Source organism: Hellea balneolensis DSM 19091 (assembly GCF_000428525.1).
GTDB lineage: Bacteria > Pseudomonadota > Alphaproteobacteria > Caulobacterales > Maricaulaceae > Hellea > Hellea balneolensis.
On the sequence record NZ_KE386760.1, the window covers coordinates 169,132 to 183,974 of the forward strand.

Sequence of the window (14,843 nt, forward strand, 5' to 3'; positions counted from 1 at the left end):
GGTTTATTTACTTGCGCCGAGCATTCGCCCGACCAATTGCGCGGTGTAATCCACCATGGGAATAACCCGCGCATAATTTATACGTGTGGGGCCAATCACACCGACCGCCCCGATGATATTTTGCTGTGTATCGCGATAAGGCGCGACCACAACGCTACTGCCCGACAAAGAGAATAAGGGGTTCTCTGTGCCGATAAAAATCTTTACGCCATCTGCTGTTTCGGCTCTGTCAAGCAAGGCAATAAGCTCTTCCTTGCGTTCCAAATCCTCAAACAAGAGACGTATGCGCTCCAAATCGGTCTGCGCTTCCAAATTGTCAAGGAGTTGCGCGCGCCCGCGGACGATTAAAGAACGATTTGCTGTGTTTTTTTCTGATTTGCTCTCAGGCCCGGACCAACTCGCCAGACCTTGGGTGATGAGTTTCGTAGCTGCGGCATCGATCTGAGCTTGCCCAGCCTCTATCTCAGCCAAAATATCCGCTCGCGCTTCATCCAGACGTCGTCCTTTAAGTCGGGCCGATAAGAAGTTCCCAGCCCGTTCCAGCGAAGATGGCAGCAGCCCATCAGGGCGCGGCATCAGGCGGTTTTCGACGTGGCCATCGGCATAGACCATGACCACGAGCGCTTGCCCATCATCCAGATTGACAAATTCGACATGTTTAAGTGGCCCCGCCGTTTTAGAGGCTGCAGCAGGTGTTAGTACCAGCCCCGCCCCGCCCGCTAAGCCTGCGAGCAAACCTGAAGCCTGCTCGAGCATAAGCTCAGGCGTCCCGCCGTTCGCGGCGAGTTTGGCTTCCAATGAACGCTGCTCTGTTTTGGATAAGTCCCCGATTTCCAAGAGGCCGTCTACAAAGAGCCGCAAGCCCGCTTGTGTCGGAATGCGTCCGGCGCTGACATGGGGCGAGGCGAGAAGGCCGTAGCGCGTGAGATCCGCCATCGTATTGCGAATGGTCGCGGGCGATAAGGACCGTCCGCCCGAGAGCGCTAATGTGCGCGAGCCCACAGGTTGACCTGATGTCAGGTAGCTTTCTACGATATCACGAAATATATCCCGCGCACGGGTATCAAGATCGGTGAGCGATAATGTCTGAGGTAAAAAACTCATAGCTACCGATATTTGGGGTAAGGGGCGCGGCTGCGCAAGAGGTGATTCAAGGTCCTAAGAGTTTAGCCCTTTGAGAGGACGCGCCCAAGAAAAATAAAGGCAAGGGCGCCAATGCCGTAAAACAAGGCAAAGCCGAGCATGTTAAGAGAAACAGCCCCAATGCCTATTTTTGAAATATCCAAAAAGGGGTAAGGATAAAATCCTGTCATATGCCCTCGAACGAGATTAAAAACGCCATAAGCTATAGGATAAAGCGTCCAATAGGGCGCGGACTTAAAGGCTATCTTATCTTTTGCCGCAATGACGGCCCAATCTAAGAGGTAAAGAACGGGCATTACAAAATGCAGCCCAACATTCATCAACGCAGATATACCCTCGGGATTATGGTCTTTGGCTAAAAGGCCGTAATAAACAATTGCAACAACCAAGATATAAAGTGCAATAGCCGCGCGGACAGATTGCCGTTCAAAGAAACGCCCTATGCGCGTGTCCAGTTTAAGCAAAGGGACTGAAAATGCCAGAGCGACTAGAATATTTGTTGTAACAGTGAAGAACCCAAAATAAGCCAAGCTTGTTCCCGCGACCCCGCCATAAGTACCTTCGCTGAGCAGAACGATATATTGCCCAAGAATTGTTGCCCACCCTAAGAGCGCACAGATTATCCGAAATTTGTCTTTCATGGATATGGGCGTAATCAGCAAACCTTATCAGAGCAAGTGCCTTCTGTTTACGGACCCATTATAGTTTAGCGGAACTAACGTAATGGCTTGGCGTTGGTTTTGTCAGAATTAAAAGGAATATAAAGGACACATTATGACAAAATCATATAGCCAAGGCACCAAAGTTGAGTGGGATTGGGGTAATGGCACCGGAACCGGTAAAGTCGAGACAGTTTATACGAAAAAAGTTACCCGCAAAATTAAAGGCAAAGAGGTCACCCGCGATGCCGATGAAGACAGTCCAGCTTATTACATAAAGCAAGATGACGGTGACGCGGCTTTGAAATCTCATTCGGAAGTTCGCAAAGCGTCCTAGACGTCAAAAATACATAAAATTTTCTGGATATAGTGAGAGGGCTCCGCTACCCACGCGCTATAACAATAAGGAAATTTTATGCGCCCTGAAAACCGCTCCCGTGAGTCTTTACGCCCTGTCACATTTGAGGCGGGTGTCTCCCGCTATGCTGAAGGCTCCTGCCTTGTGAAATTTGGCGGCACCCATGTGCTGTGTACGGCCTCTGTTGACGAGAATGTGCCGCGCTGGATGAAGGGCAAAGGCAAAGGTTGGGTCACGGCGGAATATGGCATGCTGCCCCGCGCGACCCATACGCGAAATTCTCGTGAAGCAGCACGCGGCAAGCAAGGCGGCCGCACCGTTGAGATTCAGCGCCTGATTGGACGTTCCCTGCGGGCGGTTGTTGACCTTGAAAAATTGGGCGAGCGCCAAGTCATTATTGATTGCGATGTGATGCAAGCTGATGGCGGCACCCGCACAGCCTCTATTACGGGCGCGTGGGTTGCGCTGTCACAAGCTTGCGCAGGATTGGTGGAACAAGGTCTTATCGCTGAAAACCCCATTACAGACAAGATGGCGGCGGTGAGTTGCGGGATTGTGGACGGTGAATGCCGCCTCGATTTAGAATATGTCGAGGACAGCGCCGCGCAGGCAGATGCCAATTTCGTGCTGACAGAAAATGGCGGCGTTATCGAAGTGCAAGCTAGCGCCGAGGACACACCCTTTACCGCAGATGAAATGGCAGAGCTGATGCGCCTTGCGGGTGTCGGTATTGGCCAGCTTTGTGAGATGCAAGCGCAGACCCTTAAATAATGAGACGCGCCGCGCTGAAATTTGTTTCTGGCGCAGCACTCATTTGCGGGCTTTCAGCCTGTAACGGCGAGGACGTTATTCAGAACTGCGAGGTAGAATTTATTATTCTCGGCACGGCCCAAGACGCAGGCTCGCCGCAAATTGGAAATAATGATGACCCCGCTTGGAAGGACCGATTTCTAAAAAGCCATGCGACTTCGGCGGCTTTGGTCAATCATCAAAGCGGAGCACGGTACTTATTTGAAGCCACGCCGGATATGCGTGAGCAGCTTTACACCTTGGATATGCTTGCGCCGCCCAAGACGGATGTCGCCTTAGGGATATCAGGCATTTTCCTCACCCATGCCCATATCGGCCATTATGCTGGCCTGATGTTTTTGGGACATGAATCTGCGGGTACGAAAGATTTGCCTGTTTATGCGATGCCGCGCATGGCGGGTTACCTTACTCAAAATGGTCCTTGGTCACAGCTCGTGGACTTTGGGAATATATCGCTACAGCCCTTATCGGCAAGCAAAGCGGCAGAGCTTGGTGGCAGCCTCAGCGTAACGCCCTATCAAGTTCCACATCGTGACGAGTTTTCTGAAACTGTAGGCTTTGAAATCGCTTCGAGTCATAAAGCCGTTCTCTTCCTGCCCGATATTGATAGTTGGGATGAATGGGAAAATTATGGTCAGACAATCGAAACGCGATTAGCAGAGGTCGATTATGCCTTTCTGGATGCAACTTTTTATGATGATAAAGAATTGCCCGGGCGGGACATGTCGGCCATTCCGCATCCGCGCTTAAAAGATTCAATGGACCGATTTGATAAACTCCCAAAATTAGAGCGGGATAAGGTTCGGTTTATCCATCTGAACCACACCAATCCTGCGCGGTTTGAAAATTCGGATATATCGAAAGAGATTGCGCGGCGCGGTTATAAATTGGCCAAAGCCGGTCAGCGTTATTGTTTGGATTAGGCGTTTACTCTGCTGCCGCCTTAACGTCGTTTTCGCCTTCATCGGGTTCATAGACGAGGATATCTGCGGGTTGGCAGTTGAGTTCCCGGCAGAGGGCGTCGAGCGTTGAAAAACGCACAGCGCGGGCTTTACCTGTTTTCAAAATGGACAAGTTCGCTAGCGTAATGCCAACGCGCTCTGCCAATTCGGTGAGGGACATGCGGCGATCCAGTAGCACGCGGTCAAGATTTACGCGAATAGCCATTAAATTGTTAGCTCCGCATCGCGCCGAAGCTCGGCTCCATGGCGGAAAACTTCAGCGAGTGCCGCCATAACGAACACGGCGAACCATGTGCCGGGACGGATATCCAAGACGATTTCATTCTGCATAGAAATATTCATGAATACCATTCTGACAATCTCGGAAAGGGCCACGAGAATCCACATCAATCTGACGCGAGATATATTCTCTACCACAAATGGATCGCCTTCTAATAATGTGCGGACAATCTTCTTCAGTATAAATAAGACAAAGAGCCAAATAGCTGCGACGATTGCGCTTCCCAAGCAGATGATGGCGCTGCTCATGGCGGTTGCGCTGCTGCCTGTTTCAGAAATTTTCTCAATAAGGCTTTGACTGATAGAGTTATCTGTCATGAGTGTTAGCGCGCTACCCAACAATAAAATGACAGCCATAATCACAAAGACAATCGCGATTTTTAAAATAACAGCAAGTCTGCGCGCAACTTGCGTTCCTTTATTGTCGTTCAAAGCATTCATGACTGTCTTTCCGTAGGACCATATTGATAAACAATAATTGTTATATTGCAAGCTGCGATAACACAGCGTAAGTCGAGCGCATGAAAAACATAAGCAAAATTGTTGTCGCGTCGCATAATGAAGGCAAGGTGCGGGAGATACGGGATTTGCTCGCACCTTTCGGCATTGAGACCGTCAGTGCCGGTGAATTGGGCTTAGCTGAGCCTGATGAGACTGAAACAACATTTGCAGGAAATGCGGAATTAAAAGCGCGTGCGGCGGCGAATGCGTCGGGCCTTCCCGCGTTGTCAGACGATAGCGGTCTGGCGGTGGATGCGTTGAACGGAGACCCTGGTATCTATGCAGCGCGTTGGGCCGAGAAGCCCTCATGTGAGGGCGGGGGCCGCGATTTTGATATGGCGATGTGGCATGTGAATGACGGCATTGGCGAGAACCCAGACCGCCGCGCCCGCTTTATCTGTGCGCTCTGCTTGGCCTATCCAAATGGCGAGGCGTACACTTATGAAGGTAAAGTTGAAGGCGACATTATCTGGCCGCCGCGCGGGGATAAAGGCTTTGGTTATGATCCGATTTTCCGCGCAATCGGCGACAGTAAAACCTTCGCCGAAATCGACCCCGCAGAAAAACACGCCAAGAGCCATCGCGCCGATGCTTTTGCTAAGTTTTTAAAAGACCAATTTCCTGATGGATGACACCCCCGATGAACCCTTGGCGGTTTACATCCACTGGCCCTATTGCGTCCGTATCTGCCCCTATTGTGATTTCAATGTATATAAGCAGAAGACGGATGCGGGACTAACGCCGTCTATTTTATCTGATCTACAGGGATGGCGAGATTGGAGCGGGCCGAGGGAAGTTAGCTCTATTCATTTTGGCGGCGGTACGCCTTCATTGATGAGCGCTGAGGATATTTCGAAAACAATTTCACAAGTTAAAACTCTATGGGGCTTAAGTGAGGTTTGTGAAATCGCGATAGAAGCCAATCCGCATGATGCGGATGAAGGCAAATGGAGAGCTTATCGCGAGGCGGGTATAAACCGCCTATCTCTGGGCGTGCAGAGCTTTCATGACCCTGCGCTTAAGCTTTTGGGCCGTGATCATGATGCGGCGCAGGCGCGGAAGGCTTTAAAGCTCGCCGTAGATATCTTCCCATCTGTCTCGCTCGATATTATTTTTGGCTGGGCGGGTCAGAGCGAAACGTTATTAAATGCGGATTTAGACATCGCGCTCTCTAGCGGGGCGCAGCATATCTCCACCTATCAACTTACCATTGAAGACGGCACCGCCTTTGCGAAGGCCGAAGCGCGGGGTGATATAAAAGCGGTGGATAGCGATAAGAGCGCGGATTTTTATGAGGGGGTACGGGAGCGATTAATGGCGGAAGGCTTTGAGCATTACGAAGTCTCGAACTTCGCAAAGCTGGGCCACCGTTCAAAACACAATCTCGCCTATTGGAAAGGCCGTGACTATGTCGGCGTCGGCCCCGGCGCCCATGGGCGATTGACGGTGGAAGGGACGCGATATGCGACTGTAGCGGAAATGCGGCCTCAGGATTATCAGGGGAAGGTCTCGGTATCGGGATTGGGTCTTGCCGAAAAAGAGGCACTATCCCAAACAGCCTGGGCAGAGGAATATTTGCTGATGGGCCTTCGGATAGAGGAGGGGATATCACTTAAACGGTTTGAGGAGATCGCGGGGGTAGCCTCGCGTAAAAAGATTATGCAAGAATTAATTCAAAATGGTCTTTTGCGTCGTGATTGTGATAAATTAAAGGCGACCTCAGAAGGTCGCCTTTTGTTAGATTATGTGATTGAAAATTTATTGATCTGGTAATGGACTAAGCTGGCGCTTTGTATTGTTCAAAAATTTCTCGAGCAAGCTTTTCGAATTCATTTTGATCTTGATATTTTGAAAAATTCAGAGTTTTTTCGACATTGTTTATTTCGTCAAAGAGTTCGATTATAAGATTTAAGGGTAGAGCCTCAAACCCAAATAAATTCCAGTCAAAATTGGTTCCGGCGATAGAGCCGTCTTGATCCATGCCTGTCAGCCAATTCTCCATAAAACTAGATAATATAATTTCTTGAGGGGCGTAATTAGGCCAATATTTCTTTTGACATACACGAGCCCGTTTCCCGTCGGACCAAAAGCAAATTATATTTTCAGGCTCTCCATTTTCATTCTCATAACTATTTGAAGAACTGCTAGCCCATCCTTCATCAGATTGCAGACCCGAAACAATTCCTGATTTAACAACATCGCATACGAATCGTTTATGTTGTTTTTTGATATCTGAAGAATTTTTTAGCATTTTGCCTAAATCAACTAGGCCCCACAACAGTCTTCGGGGCAGGATCAATAATCACGAAACGTCCGTTCTTGATTTGATAGACAGCTAAGCCTCTATTCGGTGTGCCGTCCGCGTTGAATTGCACCAACCCGTCCACACCATAAAAGCCCATAGGTTCTTCGGCGCGGGCTTGACGTCCGCGTGGGTCTCCATCGGCCACATAGGCTCCGACAGCGATGGCGTCATAGGCCAGCGAGGCGAGGCGTGAGGCTTCGTCCCCGTAAGTGCGGTCATAATTATCTAGAAATGGCCGCTTGGCGTCTTGGTCAGCTGCGGCGAATATTCCGCCGTTCAGCGCAGGTTCGCGCACAGTCTCATCATTCTTCCAAAGTCCTGTCCCGAGGAACTGAACTTTTGCCGGGTCCACATCATAATAGGGAAAAAGCGGCGCTAATGAGCGCAAAGCCGTTCCGCCTTCGGGCAGCAGAATAGCTTCATATGACATCGGTGTTGTGCCGCCATTTTCTTTGGCCATAATCTCGCCTTGGCGGTGATATTCGGCAAGGCGTTTGGCCGGTTCTTGCATAACGGAAATATCATTACCGTCATAAATTTCAGAGGCTGTCACTTCGCCGCGATTAGCGCGGACGGCGCCATCAAATTCGCCTTTGACGCGGCGGCCATATTCACTTTGCGGCCCGATATAGGCAAAACGTGTCGCCCCTGTCGTGGCAACATAATCGACGATGCGCTTGACTTCGGCTTCCGGCGGGAATGAGAGCAAATATGTTCCGTTACCTGCAACGGTCTGATCAGTTGAAAAGGCGATAAGAGGTGTCTTGCTGCGGCGGGCTTCAGAGGCGCTGGCCTTGACGGAACCAGCTAAGATCGGCCCAAGAATTACATCCGCGCCGGATTGAATGGCAGAGCGCGTGGCACTCCGTGCCCCGCTAGATGAGCCTTTTGTGTCCAGCGCCATGAGCAAAACATCTGCGTCGCTGCGATTAAACACGGCAAGCTCGGCGGCTTTGAGCATTGAATCCGCCTCTTCGCGCAGACGTGCAGACTTTGCCGAGAAGGGCAGAAGCAGAGCCATGCGTTTAATATCCCGTCCGGCCATATGGGGCGGTGTCAGCCCGCCGCGATTATTGACATAATTGCCGGTGTCATAGCCGGGCTCGGTCGTGGGTTCGGGCTGTTTTGTTTCAACTTCTTTTTCCGCCGTGGGCTGTTCTGTTGGATCTTGCGTTGGTGTTGGAACAGGGTCAACAGGCGGACGTTCGACAACAGGGCGGCGCGGCGGATATTCACCCTGCGGGACAGGCACCGTCTCGCAAGCGCTCATGAAAAGCGCAGCCAGTGACAGTGTTGCAATTCCAAGATGGCCAAAGCCGTTTAATTTCGCCATAACAGCTCTTTCAATAGTAATCGGCCACAGCGTGACTCACCCTAACTCTATAAGCGACACAAATGCTTCGCAACACTTAACAGGCGAAGAATTACAGTCCTTGTCCATCAAAGCCGCGTCTTTGGAGCCCGGGCTTTATGTTGTCGCGACGCCAATTGGCAATCTGCGTGATATCACATTACGGGCTCTGGATGTGCTGAGCGCAGCAGATATGATCTTGGCCGAAGATACACGCCAAACCCGCAAATTGCTGAGTGCCTATGATATTACAACGCCTCTAAGTCCTTATCATGACCATAATGCGGCAAAGCGTGTGTCGGGCGTGATGAAAGACCTTCAAGACGGTAAAGTTATAGCGCTCGTTTCCGATGCCGGAACTCCGCTTGTGTCCGATCCGGGGTTTAAGCTTGTGCGTGCGGCAGTCGCGGCGGGTATAAATGTCTTTCCCTTGCCGGGCGCTTCGGCCGTCTTGGCGGGGTTGGTTAAATCCGGACTGCCTTCTGACCGGTTTATGTTTGCGGGATTTCTTCCGCCCAAATCTGCGGCGCGTAGGACGGCGCTTAATGATTTTATATCCGTCCAAGCGACATTGGTGTTTTTTGAGTCGGGGCCGCGTATTGCGGCTTGCCTTAAAGACATGAAGGACGTCTTGGGCGAGAGGGAAGTTGTCTTAACGCGAGAGCTGACCAAGCGCTATGAAGAGGCGCGGCATGGCAGTTTTGATAGCCTTATAGATTCGGTAAAGGCGGATGCGCCCCGCGGCGAACTTGTGCTCTTGGTCGGGCCGCCGCAGATAAGTGAGCGCTGGAGCGAAGACGAAGTGGTCTCTGCCTTAAATGTTCAAATTGGAGATCTTGGTGTAAAGCGTGCCAGCGCGGAAATTGCAGCGCAATGCGGCTGGCCCAAGCGGGATGTTTATCAATTGGCGCTAAAGCTTAAATGAAGACCGGTTTGAAAACAAAAACTCAGAAACAAGCTTATGAAAAAGCGGGCCGCCGCGCTGAAAACCTGGCCTGTTTTTATTTACGTCTTAAAGGCTACCGCATTTTAGAGCGCCGCTTTAAGGTCAGGCAAGGCGAGGTCGATATTATTGCACGAAAAGGCAAGGTCATCGCCATGGTCGAAGTCAAACAACGCGCGACAGCTTTAGCAGCTGAAAACAGCGTGACATTTGAAAACCAATCCCGCCTCATGGACGCCGCTGAAATCTATATAAATCGCCAACGTGATTTTCAGCATGTGGATTTTGATCTGCGCTTTGATTTTCTCTATGTGATTGGGCGTTGGAAGATCACACACATTACAGGCGCCTTTCAGGGGTATTAAAAGCGCGTCAGATTACAGTTTTGGTAACTATTGGTTCACCACTCACGGGTAAAGCTATCGGCATTATGAAAAGCTTAACCATATTTTCCGCAGCTATTCTTTCGCTCTCACTAGTAGGCTGTACAACCATTACAACGGCCGGCGTAACGAAAGGGGACGAACGAAACTTCGCCCGTTCTGTCAATGACGTCAGCGCCGAACGGGTTATTAAAGCGCGTATGAAACGGGCTGAGGGATTTGAGCTAAAAGGTATCAATGTCGATGTACGAGAAGGCATCGTTCTTTTAGCAGGGAACGCCCCTCGCCAAGAAGACCGTATTGAGGCTGAGCGCATTGCCTGGTCTGCGCCGCGCGTGAATAAGGTCGGCAACGAAGTTATGATCAAAGATAAAAAAGGTTTTGTCCGCGATACCAAAGATCGTTTGCTCACGACCTCGGTTAAAACACGGCTGACGGCTGATAAATATGTCAAAAGCAGAAATCTAAATGTCGAGTCTCATGATGGCATCGTATATCTCTTAGGCGTCGCTAGAAACCAGGCCGAGCTTGAGCGCGCTGCCCAAATTGCGAGCCAAACCAAAGGCGCCCGCGAGATTGTCTCTTATGTCACTGTGGCAGGGATTGAGTCCTCAATTAGTGAAATGAGCCGTGCGGCAAGCGTACAGCCGCCTGTTCAATATGCGCCGGCGCCGTCCCAGCTGCAATATTCAGCGCCTAACCCTGTCGTTCCTCAAAGAGAGCTTCCAGGCTTTTTAACGACGGCGCCCAGCCCAGCTCCCTCGCCCTATAGCGCAACTCCGGGTATCGCTGCGCCGAGTGGAAAGGTAACATCAGGCTCTTTGTCACAGCCTATGCCTTTTTCTTCACCGCCTTTATCAAGCGCCCCTGCGCAAATTGCCAATATGGGAGATCGCCTCAATAAAGAATTCCCGAGCGAGGAAGAATTAGGCAAATACCGTACAGGTGCAGCAGGTGAGGCCGTGTCAATAATTGAAAGTGAGCCTTATTATATTGATCCGGAAACAGGCAAAGAGATCCCTGTTATCTTTAGAGACGGTCAATTTGTGCCCAGAGTTATTAAGTAATTTAGCTTTAGAGACTCAAACGGGGTCATTATAATTCGAACCCGGCTTGGACGTCTTTAGTCCAGCCAACAGTAACCAAAGCGTCCTGCCTCTCGATTACGGGACGTTTAATCAATGTGGGATGCTGCGCCATTAAGGCCACGGCTTTCGTCGCGTTCATATCGGCTTTGTCAGCGTCATCCAATCCGCGCCATGTTGTTGAGCGCGTATTGAGAAGTTTCTCCCAGCCCACAGCCTTTGCAAATCGTTCTAAATCCTGAGCCTGTACACCGTCTGCGCGGACATCAACCAGGCTCAATTCATGTTCCGCGCCTTGCAAAGCCTTAATCGCCTTGCGGCATGTGTCACATGTTTTGAGGTGATAGACAGTCAAGGTCATTAAATATGGCTTTCGATAAAATCAGCGGTGGTTTTGTAAACATCCGCGCGGTGACAATCATTGTGAATTTCATGCTCACAATCTTCATAGGGTTTAAAAGTGCAATTGGGCGCTTTGGCAGCAAAAGCTTCGCTTGCTGCAAACGCGGTCAATTGGTCTTCGCGGGCATGAACAATCAGAAGCGGCTTAGGAAAACGCTCCGCATTGTCCCTGACCCACTCACCGCCTTCGACCATTCCAATGGCAAGCCCTACGCCAAGCTTTCCATGATTAAGCGGATCAGACAGATAGGCCTCTTGCTCGGCGGGAAGCCGCGAGATTTTACTGCCGTCAATTTTATTCCCAAGCGTCATTTTAGGCGCGATCTTACCGAGCATTTTAACAATGGTTCTTTGCACACCCGAAATTCTCTCCGCAGGCGCGATGAAAGGGGCTGAGGCGATCACGCAAGCCATATTTGATTGCAGCGCTTTTAATTGATGATTGAGCACAAGTCCGCCGCCCATGGAATGTCCATAAAGGCATTGCGGGAGGCTTGGCGATAGCTCCCGCCCTTTGGCTAGCAAAGCGTCAACATCGCCGAGCATCATATTATAATTCGGACAATAGCCTCGCGCGCCATCACTGCGCCCATGACCGCGTAAATCAAGCGTTACGACCGAGATGTTACGGCTGTTTAGATAGGCGGCCATATCGGCATAACGCCCGCTATGTTCGCCAAATCCGTGTACAAGATTTAGCATGGCTTTTGGGCTCTCAGCCTCCCATATGTGTCCGCGAAGGAGAGTGCCATCAGAGGTGTTTTGCGTTTCAAAGGATGTCATGATTTTATCTTTACGGCAGTGCCGTAAGCCAAAAGTTCGGCCCCGCCTATTTTTTGCGGCTGCTGCCCGATGGCTGAAAACTCCAACCTTGCATTATAAATCGCATCTGCGCCCAACGCCTCGGCCTCTCTTTGCATGCGGACAACCGCTTCGCGGCGTCCCCGTTCCATAAGGCTTTCAAAACTTCTGAGTTGTCCGCCGAAAACCATCTTAAAGAATGCCGCGATAACTTTGAAATAATCAACCGCAACAACGACATTGCCTGACACCAAGGCTCCACCAGTTTCCAGATTATCTGGCAGAGTCTTGATATTAAAGACTTTGATATGAGAAAGTTCTTCTTCGGCAATGCGCAGCCTTTTAAAGTGATTGCGTTCATTCATGCTGCCAAAAATCAGGCCGATCAGCAGCAGAACGAAAAATGTTATCAGGCCACCCATTATTCAACAACCACAGCCGTGCCATAGGCATAGAGCTCTGATGCTCCTGCGGTGATGGAGCTGGTAGAGAATCTCACATTTAAAACGGCATTTGCGCCTTTATCCAAGGCTTCTCCCATCATGCGCTGCGTGGCTTCTTCGCGAGCATCGGTCAGAAGTTCGGTGTAACCGCGCAGCCCTCCGCCGACGATATTCTTAAGCCCTGCCATGATATCTCGCCCGACATGTTTGGCGCGAACCGTATTGCCTTGCACAATGCCTAGATGCTTTATAATTTGCCGTCCTGGCACGGTTTCCAGATTTGTAACGATGATATCGGTCATAGGGGCTCCTTTTGAATATACATAGATGTGATGTGACCTGTGTTGCAAGAGGCTTGCGAAAGGTTGGCGGCTACGGCAAAAGCGCGGCTTAAACGGAGACTGCCATGACCTTACGCGTTGCTTTTCAAATGGACCCGATGGAGACGGTTGATATTGACGCCGATACGACCTTTGCCTTGGCAGAGGTCGCAGCTGAGCGCGGTTATGAGTTATTTGAATATGCGCCTGAACATCTGGCTTATAATCAAGGCGCTGTTCAAGCGCGGGTGCGCCCTATGACGATACAGCGCGAACGTGGGAACCATGTTCATTTTGGACCGCGCCAAGTGCTTGATCTGGCCAAAGATATTGATGTAGTCTGGATGCGCCAAGACCCGCCTTTTGATATGGCCTATATTACGGCGGCGCATTTACTCGAGCGCTTGAAAGGCGAGACTCTTGTCGTGAATGATCCCGAGTGGGTGCGCTCGTGCCCTGAGAAAATTCTGCCGCTCGATTATCCGCACCTCATGCCTGAGACACTGATAACGCGTGACCGCCAAGCTATTGATGATTTTCGGGAAGAACATGGTGATATCATTCTAAAGCCGTTATTTGGAAATGGCGGAGCCGGGGTCTTCCTCGTTAAAGCGGGTGACAGTAATTATTCATCCCTCATGGAAATGTTTATGGAAAGCTCCCGCGAACCCGTCATCGCGCAGGCTTTCCTAAAAGATGTTTCCAAAGGCGATAAGCGTATTATCATTATTGATGGAGAAGCCGTAGGCGCCATTAACCGCATTCCGCAAAAAGGAGAAACGCGCTCCAATATGCATGTCGGCGGCGAAGCCGTCCCGACGGAATTGACCGCGGATGATTTGAAGATATGCGATGCCATTGGCCCAACGCTCAAAGAGAGGGGTCAAATACTGGTCGGTATCGACGTGATTGGCGATAAAATGACAGAGATTAATATCACCAGCCCCACAGGTGTTCAGGAGCTAAAACGCTTTAGTGGCGTCGACGCTGCGGCGCTGTCATGGGACGCGATTGAACGGAAATTGGGGTAATTTGTTCTTTTTTTGTGCTGTTTGTCAAATGTTCGTCAAATAAATTTAAGAAAAAAGTAACGCTTTTCACCCTCAAAACGCATAATTTTAGTTAAAAGCAAAGGCTTTTTCGATAAAATGTTTCTATTTTGTTCTTATTTTGTATTTATAATCAAATCTTCATCAAATCTTTTGAGTTTCAAACGTAAAATGGAACATATCCAGATTTTGGGTTTTCCATATCTGCCAGTTTAATCAAGTTCCGTTCAACTGCAGAGGCAAAGATTCGTGAGATGCTTGACGCATTCTGGTCTTCTACTCCCAGTCGGCGCCTTAAAGATTTATTGGTCATCTTCTTGCCTTGAGTGTTAAGAAGAGCTGCATGTTGAAAGCAGGCACGTAATTTTTCATCAGTCGACAAATTAGAAAACTTCTTTTGACTCCAATTTTTCACAACTGTATTTTGACTGTTATCCAAAAACTCAGGTGCGGGAAGCTGCCAAAGTTCAGCAGCCCGGACGACTTTATCAATTCCTGTTCCCCCTTCTTCGCAAACTCCGAAACGTCGCATAAGGGCTGCAAGTTCTTCATTCCGGGATTTTGGAGGAAAGTCGATAAAGCGGATGACTGGGTTTAATGGTTGTCCCGCGTTAGTGAATTCAATTCTGTGATCAAAAATATCTATACTTGGGTTCATTCCCGTTACGCTGAAGTCTTGATGAATTATCGTATTTGCTACAAGCTCTCGAATTGCTTCAATCGGAAATTCAGCTCTTTGCTGTCTAATGCCTCCAACCAATATTTCGGAGCTAGGCAAAAGGTTTTCTATTAACTCTAAGGTTCTATCAAATGCTATTGCGTAACCCTCTAAAACATCAATTCGGTTGGTTACTTGGGCTGTACGGTCAACTCCATCGTATTTAGTAATTCGTATCTGCTTACGAGAAATTTTAGTCCCGAATTCTTTCAGTCTTTTGCCGATCAATATCGCTCCGAGGTTTAAAATATTCCACTTGTTTCCATAATCCTCCTCTATAAAACCTTCTCTCATTAACAGTTCTAAAATATTTACTCTACTGCTTGGTGGA

General features: G+C 49.6%; 20 protein-coding genes. 9 read left to right on the plus strand and 11 right to left on the minus strand.

Features of this window, described 5'->3' with window-relative positions; translation table 11 throughout:
• Window positions 1–3: 3 nt before the first annotated feature.
• Window positions 4–1,104 (minus strand): heat-inducible transcriptional repressor HrcA, encoded by a 1,101-nt coding sequence (gene hrcA / locus F569_RS0115360; RefSeq protein ID WP_026942923.1) that lies wholly within the window; start codon window positions 1,102–1,104, stop codon window positions 4–6.
• 62 nt (window positions 1,105–1,166) lie between these two features.
• Complete coding sequence (locus tag F569_RS0115365) at window positions 1,167–1,784, minus strand: Pr6Pr family membrane protein (protein ID WP_026942924.1); 618 nt, start codon at window positions 1,782–1,784, stop codon at window positions 1,167–1,169.
• A gap of 133 nt (window positions 1,785–1,917) precedes the next feature.
• On the opposite strand from F569_RS0115365, the gene F569_RS0115370 reads away from it, so the two are divergent.
• From F569_RS0115370 to F569_RS0115380, 3 genes are all read left to right on the plus strand, one after another.
• Complete coding sequence (locus F569_RS0115370) at window positions 1,918–2,139, plus strand: hypervirulence associated TUDOR domain-containing protein (protein WP_026942925.1); 222 nt, start codon at window positions 1,918–1,920, stop codon at window positions 2,137–2,139.
• A 78-nt stretch (window positions 2,140–2,217) separates the two neighbouring features.
• Window positions 2,218–2,931: a ribonuclease PH gene (rph, locus tag F569_RS0115375; RefSeq protein WP_026942926.1), complete on the plus strand. Its 714-nt coding sequence runs from the start codon at window positions 2,218–2,220 to the stop codon at window positions 2,929–2,931.
• Window positions 2,931–3,893 carry an MBL fold metallo-hydrolase gene (locus F569_RS0115380; protein WP_034389192.1) on the plus strand — a complete coding sequence of 321 codons (963 nt, stop codon included), beginning with the start codon at window positions 2,931–2,933 and terminating at the stop codon, window positions 3,891–3,893. The genes rph and F569_RS0115380 overlap by 1 nt, the downstream gene beginning before the upstream one ends.
• A 4-nt stretch (window positions 3,894–3,897) precedes the next feature.
• Here F569_RS0115380 and F569_RS0115385 read toward each other — a convergent pair whose 3' ends face one another.
• Both F569_RS0115385 and F569_RS0115390 read right to left on the minus strand, forming a co-directional pair.
• Window positions 3,898–4,137, minus strand: a complete 240-nt coding sequence (locus F569_RS0115385) for a helix-turn-helix domain-containing protein (protein ID WP_026942928.1) — start codon at window positions 4,135–4,137, stop codon at window positions 3,898–3,900.
• Window positions 4,137–4,652 (minus strand): DUF2975 domain-containing protein, encoded by a 516-nt coding sequence (locus tag F569_RS0115390; protein WP_026942929.1) that lies wholly within the window; start codon window positions 4,650–4,652, stop codon window positions 4,137–4,139. Before F569_RS0115390 ends, F569_RS0115385 begins: the two co-directional genes overlap by 1 nt.
• An 80-nt stretch (window positions 4,653–4,732) precedes the next feature.
• Between F569_RS0115390 and rdgB the strand changes: the two genes are divergently transcribed.
• Together rdgB and hemW are read left to right on the plus strand one after the other, a co-directional pair.
• Window positions 4,733–5,344 (plus strand): RdgB/HAM1 family non-canonical purine NTP pyrophosphatase, encoded by a 612-nt coding sequence (gene rdgB, locus F569_RS0115395; protein WP_026942930.1) that lies wholly within the window; start codon window positions 4,733–4,735, stop codon window positions 5,342–5,344.
• Window positions 5,337–6,485 (plus strand): radical SAM family heme chaperone HemW, encoded by a 1,149-nt coding sequence (gene hemW / locus F569_RS0115400; RefSeq protein ID WP_026942931.1) that lies wholly within the window; start codon window positions 5,337–5,339, stop codon window positions 6,483–6,485. The genes rdgB and hemW overlap by 8 nt, the downstream gene beginning before the upstream one ends.
• 4 nt (window positions 6,486–6,489) lie before the next feature.
• Here hemW and F569_RS0115405 read toward each other — a convergent pair whose 3' ends face one another.
• Window positions 6,490–6,963: a DUF2750 domain-containing protein gene (locus F569_RS0115405; RefSeq protein WP_026942932.1), complete on the minus strand. Its 474-nt coding sequence runs from the start codon at window positions 6,961–6,963 to the stop codon at window positions 6,490–6,492.
• A gap of 10 nt (window positions 6,964–6,973) precedes the next feature.
• A complete protein-coding gene (locus F569_RS18530) occupies window positions 6,974–8,350 on the minus strand; it encodes a penicillin-binding protein activator (protein ID WP_051279967.1) in 1,377 nt (458 codons plus the stop codon).
• A gap of 31 nt (window positions 8,351–8,381) precedes the next feature.
• Here F569_RS18530 and rsmI point away from each other — a divergent pair, with 31 nt between their 5' ends.
• The 3 genes from rsmI (at window position 8,382) to F569_RS19230 (ending at window position 10,761) form a co-directional block, all read left to right on the plus strand.
• Complete coding sequence (rsmI, locus tag F569_RS0115415; RefSeq protein WP_233353706.1) at window positions 8,382–9,293, plus strand: 16S rRNA (cytidine(1402)-2'-O)-methyltransferase; 912 nt, start codon at window positions 8,382–8,384, stop codon at window positions 9,291–9,293.
• Window positions 9,290–9,676, plus strand: coding sequence for a YraN family protein (locus F569_RS0115420; RefSeq protein WP_026942934.1), 387 nt, complete (start codon window positions 9,290–9,292; stop codon window positions 9,674–9,676). The genes rsmI and F569_RS0115420 overlap by 4 nt, the downstream gene beginning before the upstream one ends.
• A gap of 65 nt (window positions 9,677–9,741) precedes the next feature.
• Window positions 9,742–10,761, plus strand: coding sequence for a BON domain-containing protein (locus F569_RS19230; RefSeq protein ID WP_051279968.1), 1,020 nt, complete (start codon window positions 9,742–9,744; stop codon window positions 10,759–10,761).
• Window positions 10,762–10,789: 28 nt separating this feature from the next.
• Here the strand turns inward: F569_RS19230 and F569_RS0115430 are convergent, their stop codons facing one another.
• From F569_RS0115430 to F569_RS0115445, 4 genes are read right to left on the minus strand one after another with little or no spacing between them, the layout of a single operon-like run.
• Window positions 10,790–11,140, minus strand: coding sequence for a Spx/MgsR family RNA polymerase-binding regulatory protein (locus F569_RS0115430; protein ID WP_026942935.1), 351 nt, complete (start codon window positions 11,138–11,140; stop codon window positions 10,790–10,792).
• Complete coding sequence (locus F569_RS0115435) at window positions 11,140–11,964, minus strand: alpha/beta hydrolase (RefSeq protein ID WP_034389195.1); 825 nt, start codon at window positions 11,962–11,964, stop codon at window positions 11,140–11,142. Before F569_RS0115435 ends, F569_RS0115430 begins: the two co-directional genes overlap by 1 nt.
• On the minus strand, window positions 11,961–12,404 hold the full coding sequence (locus tag F569_RS0115440; RefSeq protein ID WP_026942937.1) for a YbjQ family protein: 444 nt from the start codon (window positions 12,402–12,404) through the stop codon (window positions 11,961–11,963). Before F569_RS0115440 ends, F569_RS0115435 begins: the two co-directional genes overlap by 4 nt.
• Window positions 12,404–12,718: a YbjQ family protein gene (locus tag F569_RS0115445; RefSeq protein WP_026942938.1), complete on the minus strand. Its 315-nt coding sequence runs from the start codon at window positions 12,716–12,718 to the stop codon at window positions 12,404–12,406. The genes F569_RS0115440 and F569_RS0115445 overlap by 1 nt, the downstream gene beginning before the upstream one ends.
• A 113-nt stretch (window positions 12,719–12,831) precedes the next feature.
• Between F569_RS0115445 and gshB the strand changes: the two genes are divergently transcribed.
• Window positions 12,832–13,776, plus strand: coding sequence for a glutathione synthase (gene gshB / locus F569_RS0115450; RefSeq protein WP_026942939.1), 945 nt, complete (start codon window positions 12,832–12,834; stop codon window positions 13,774–13,776).
• A 178-nt stretch (window positions 13,777–13,954) separates the two neighbouring features.
• Here the strand turns inward: gshB and F569_RS19235 are convergent, their stop codons facing one another.
• On the minus strand, window positions 13,955–14,806 hold the full coding sequence (locus tag F569_RS19235) for an ATP-binding protein (protein ID WP_051279969.1): 852 nt from the start codon (window positions 14,804–14,806) through the stop codon (window positions 13,955–13,957).
• Between the last annotated feature and the right edge of the window lie 37 nt (window positions 14,807–14,843).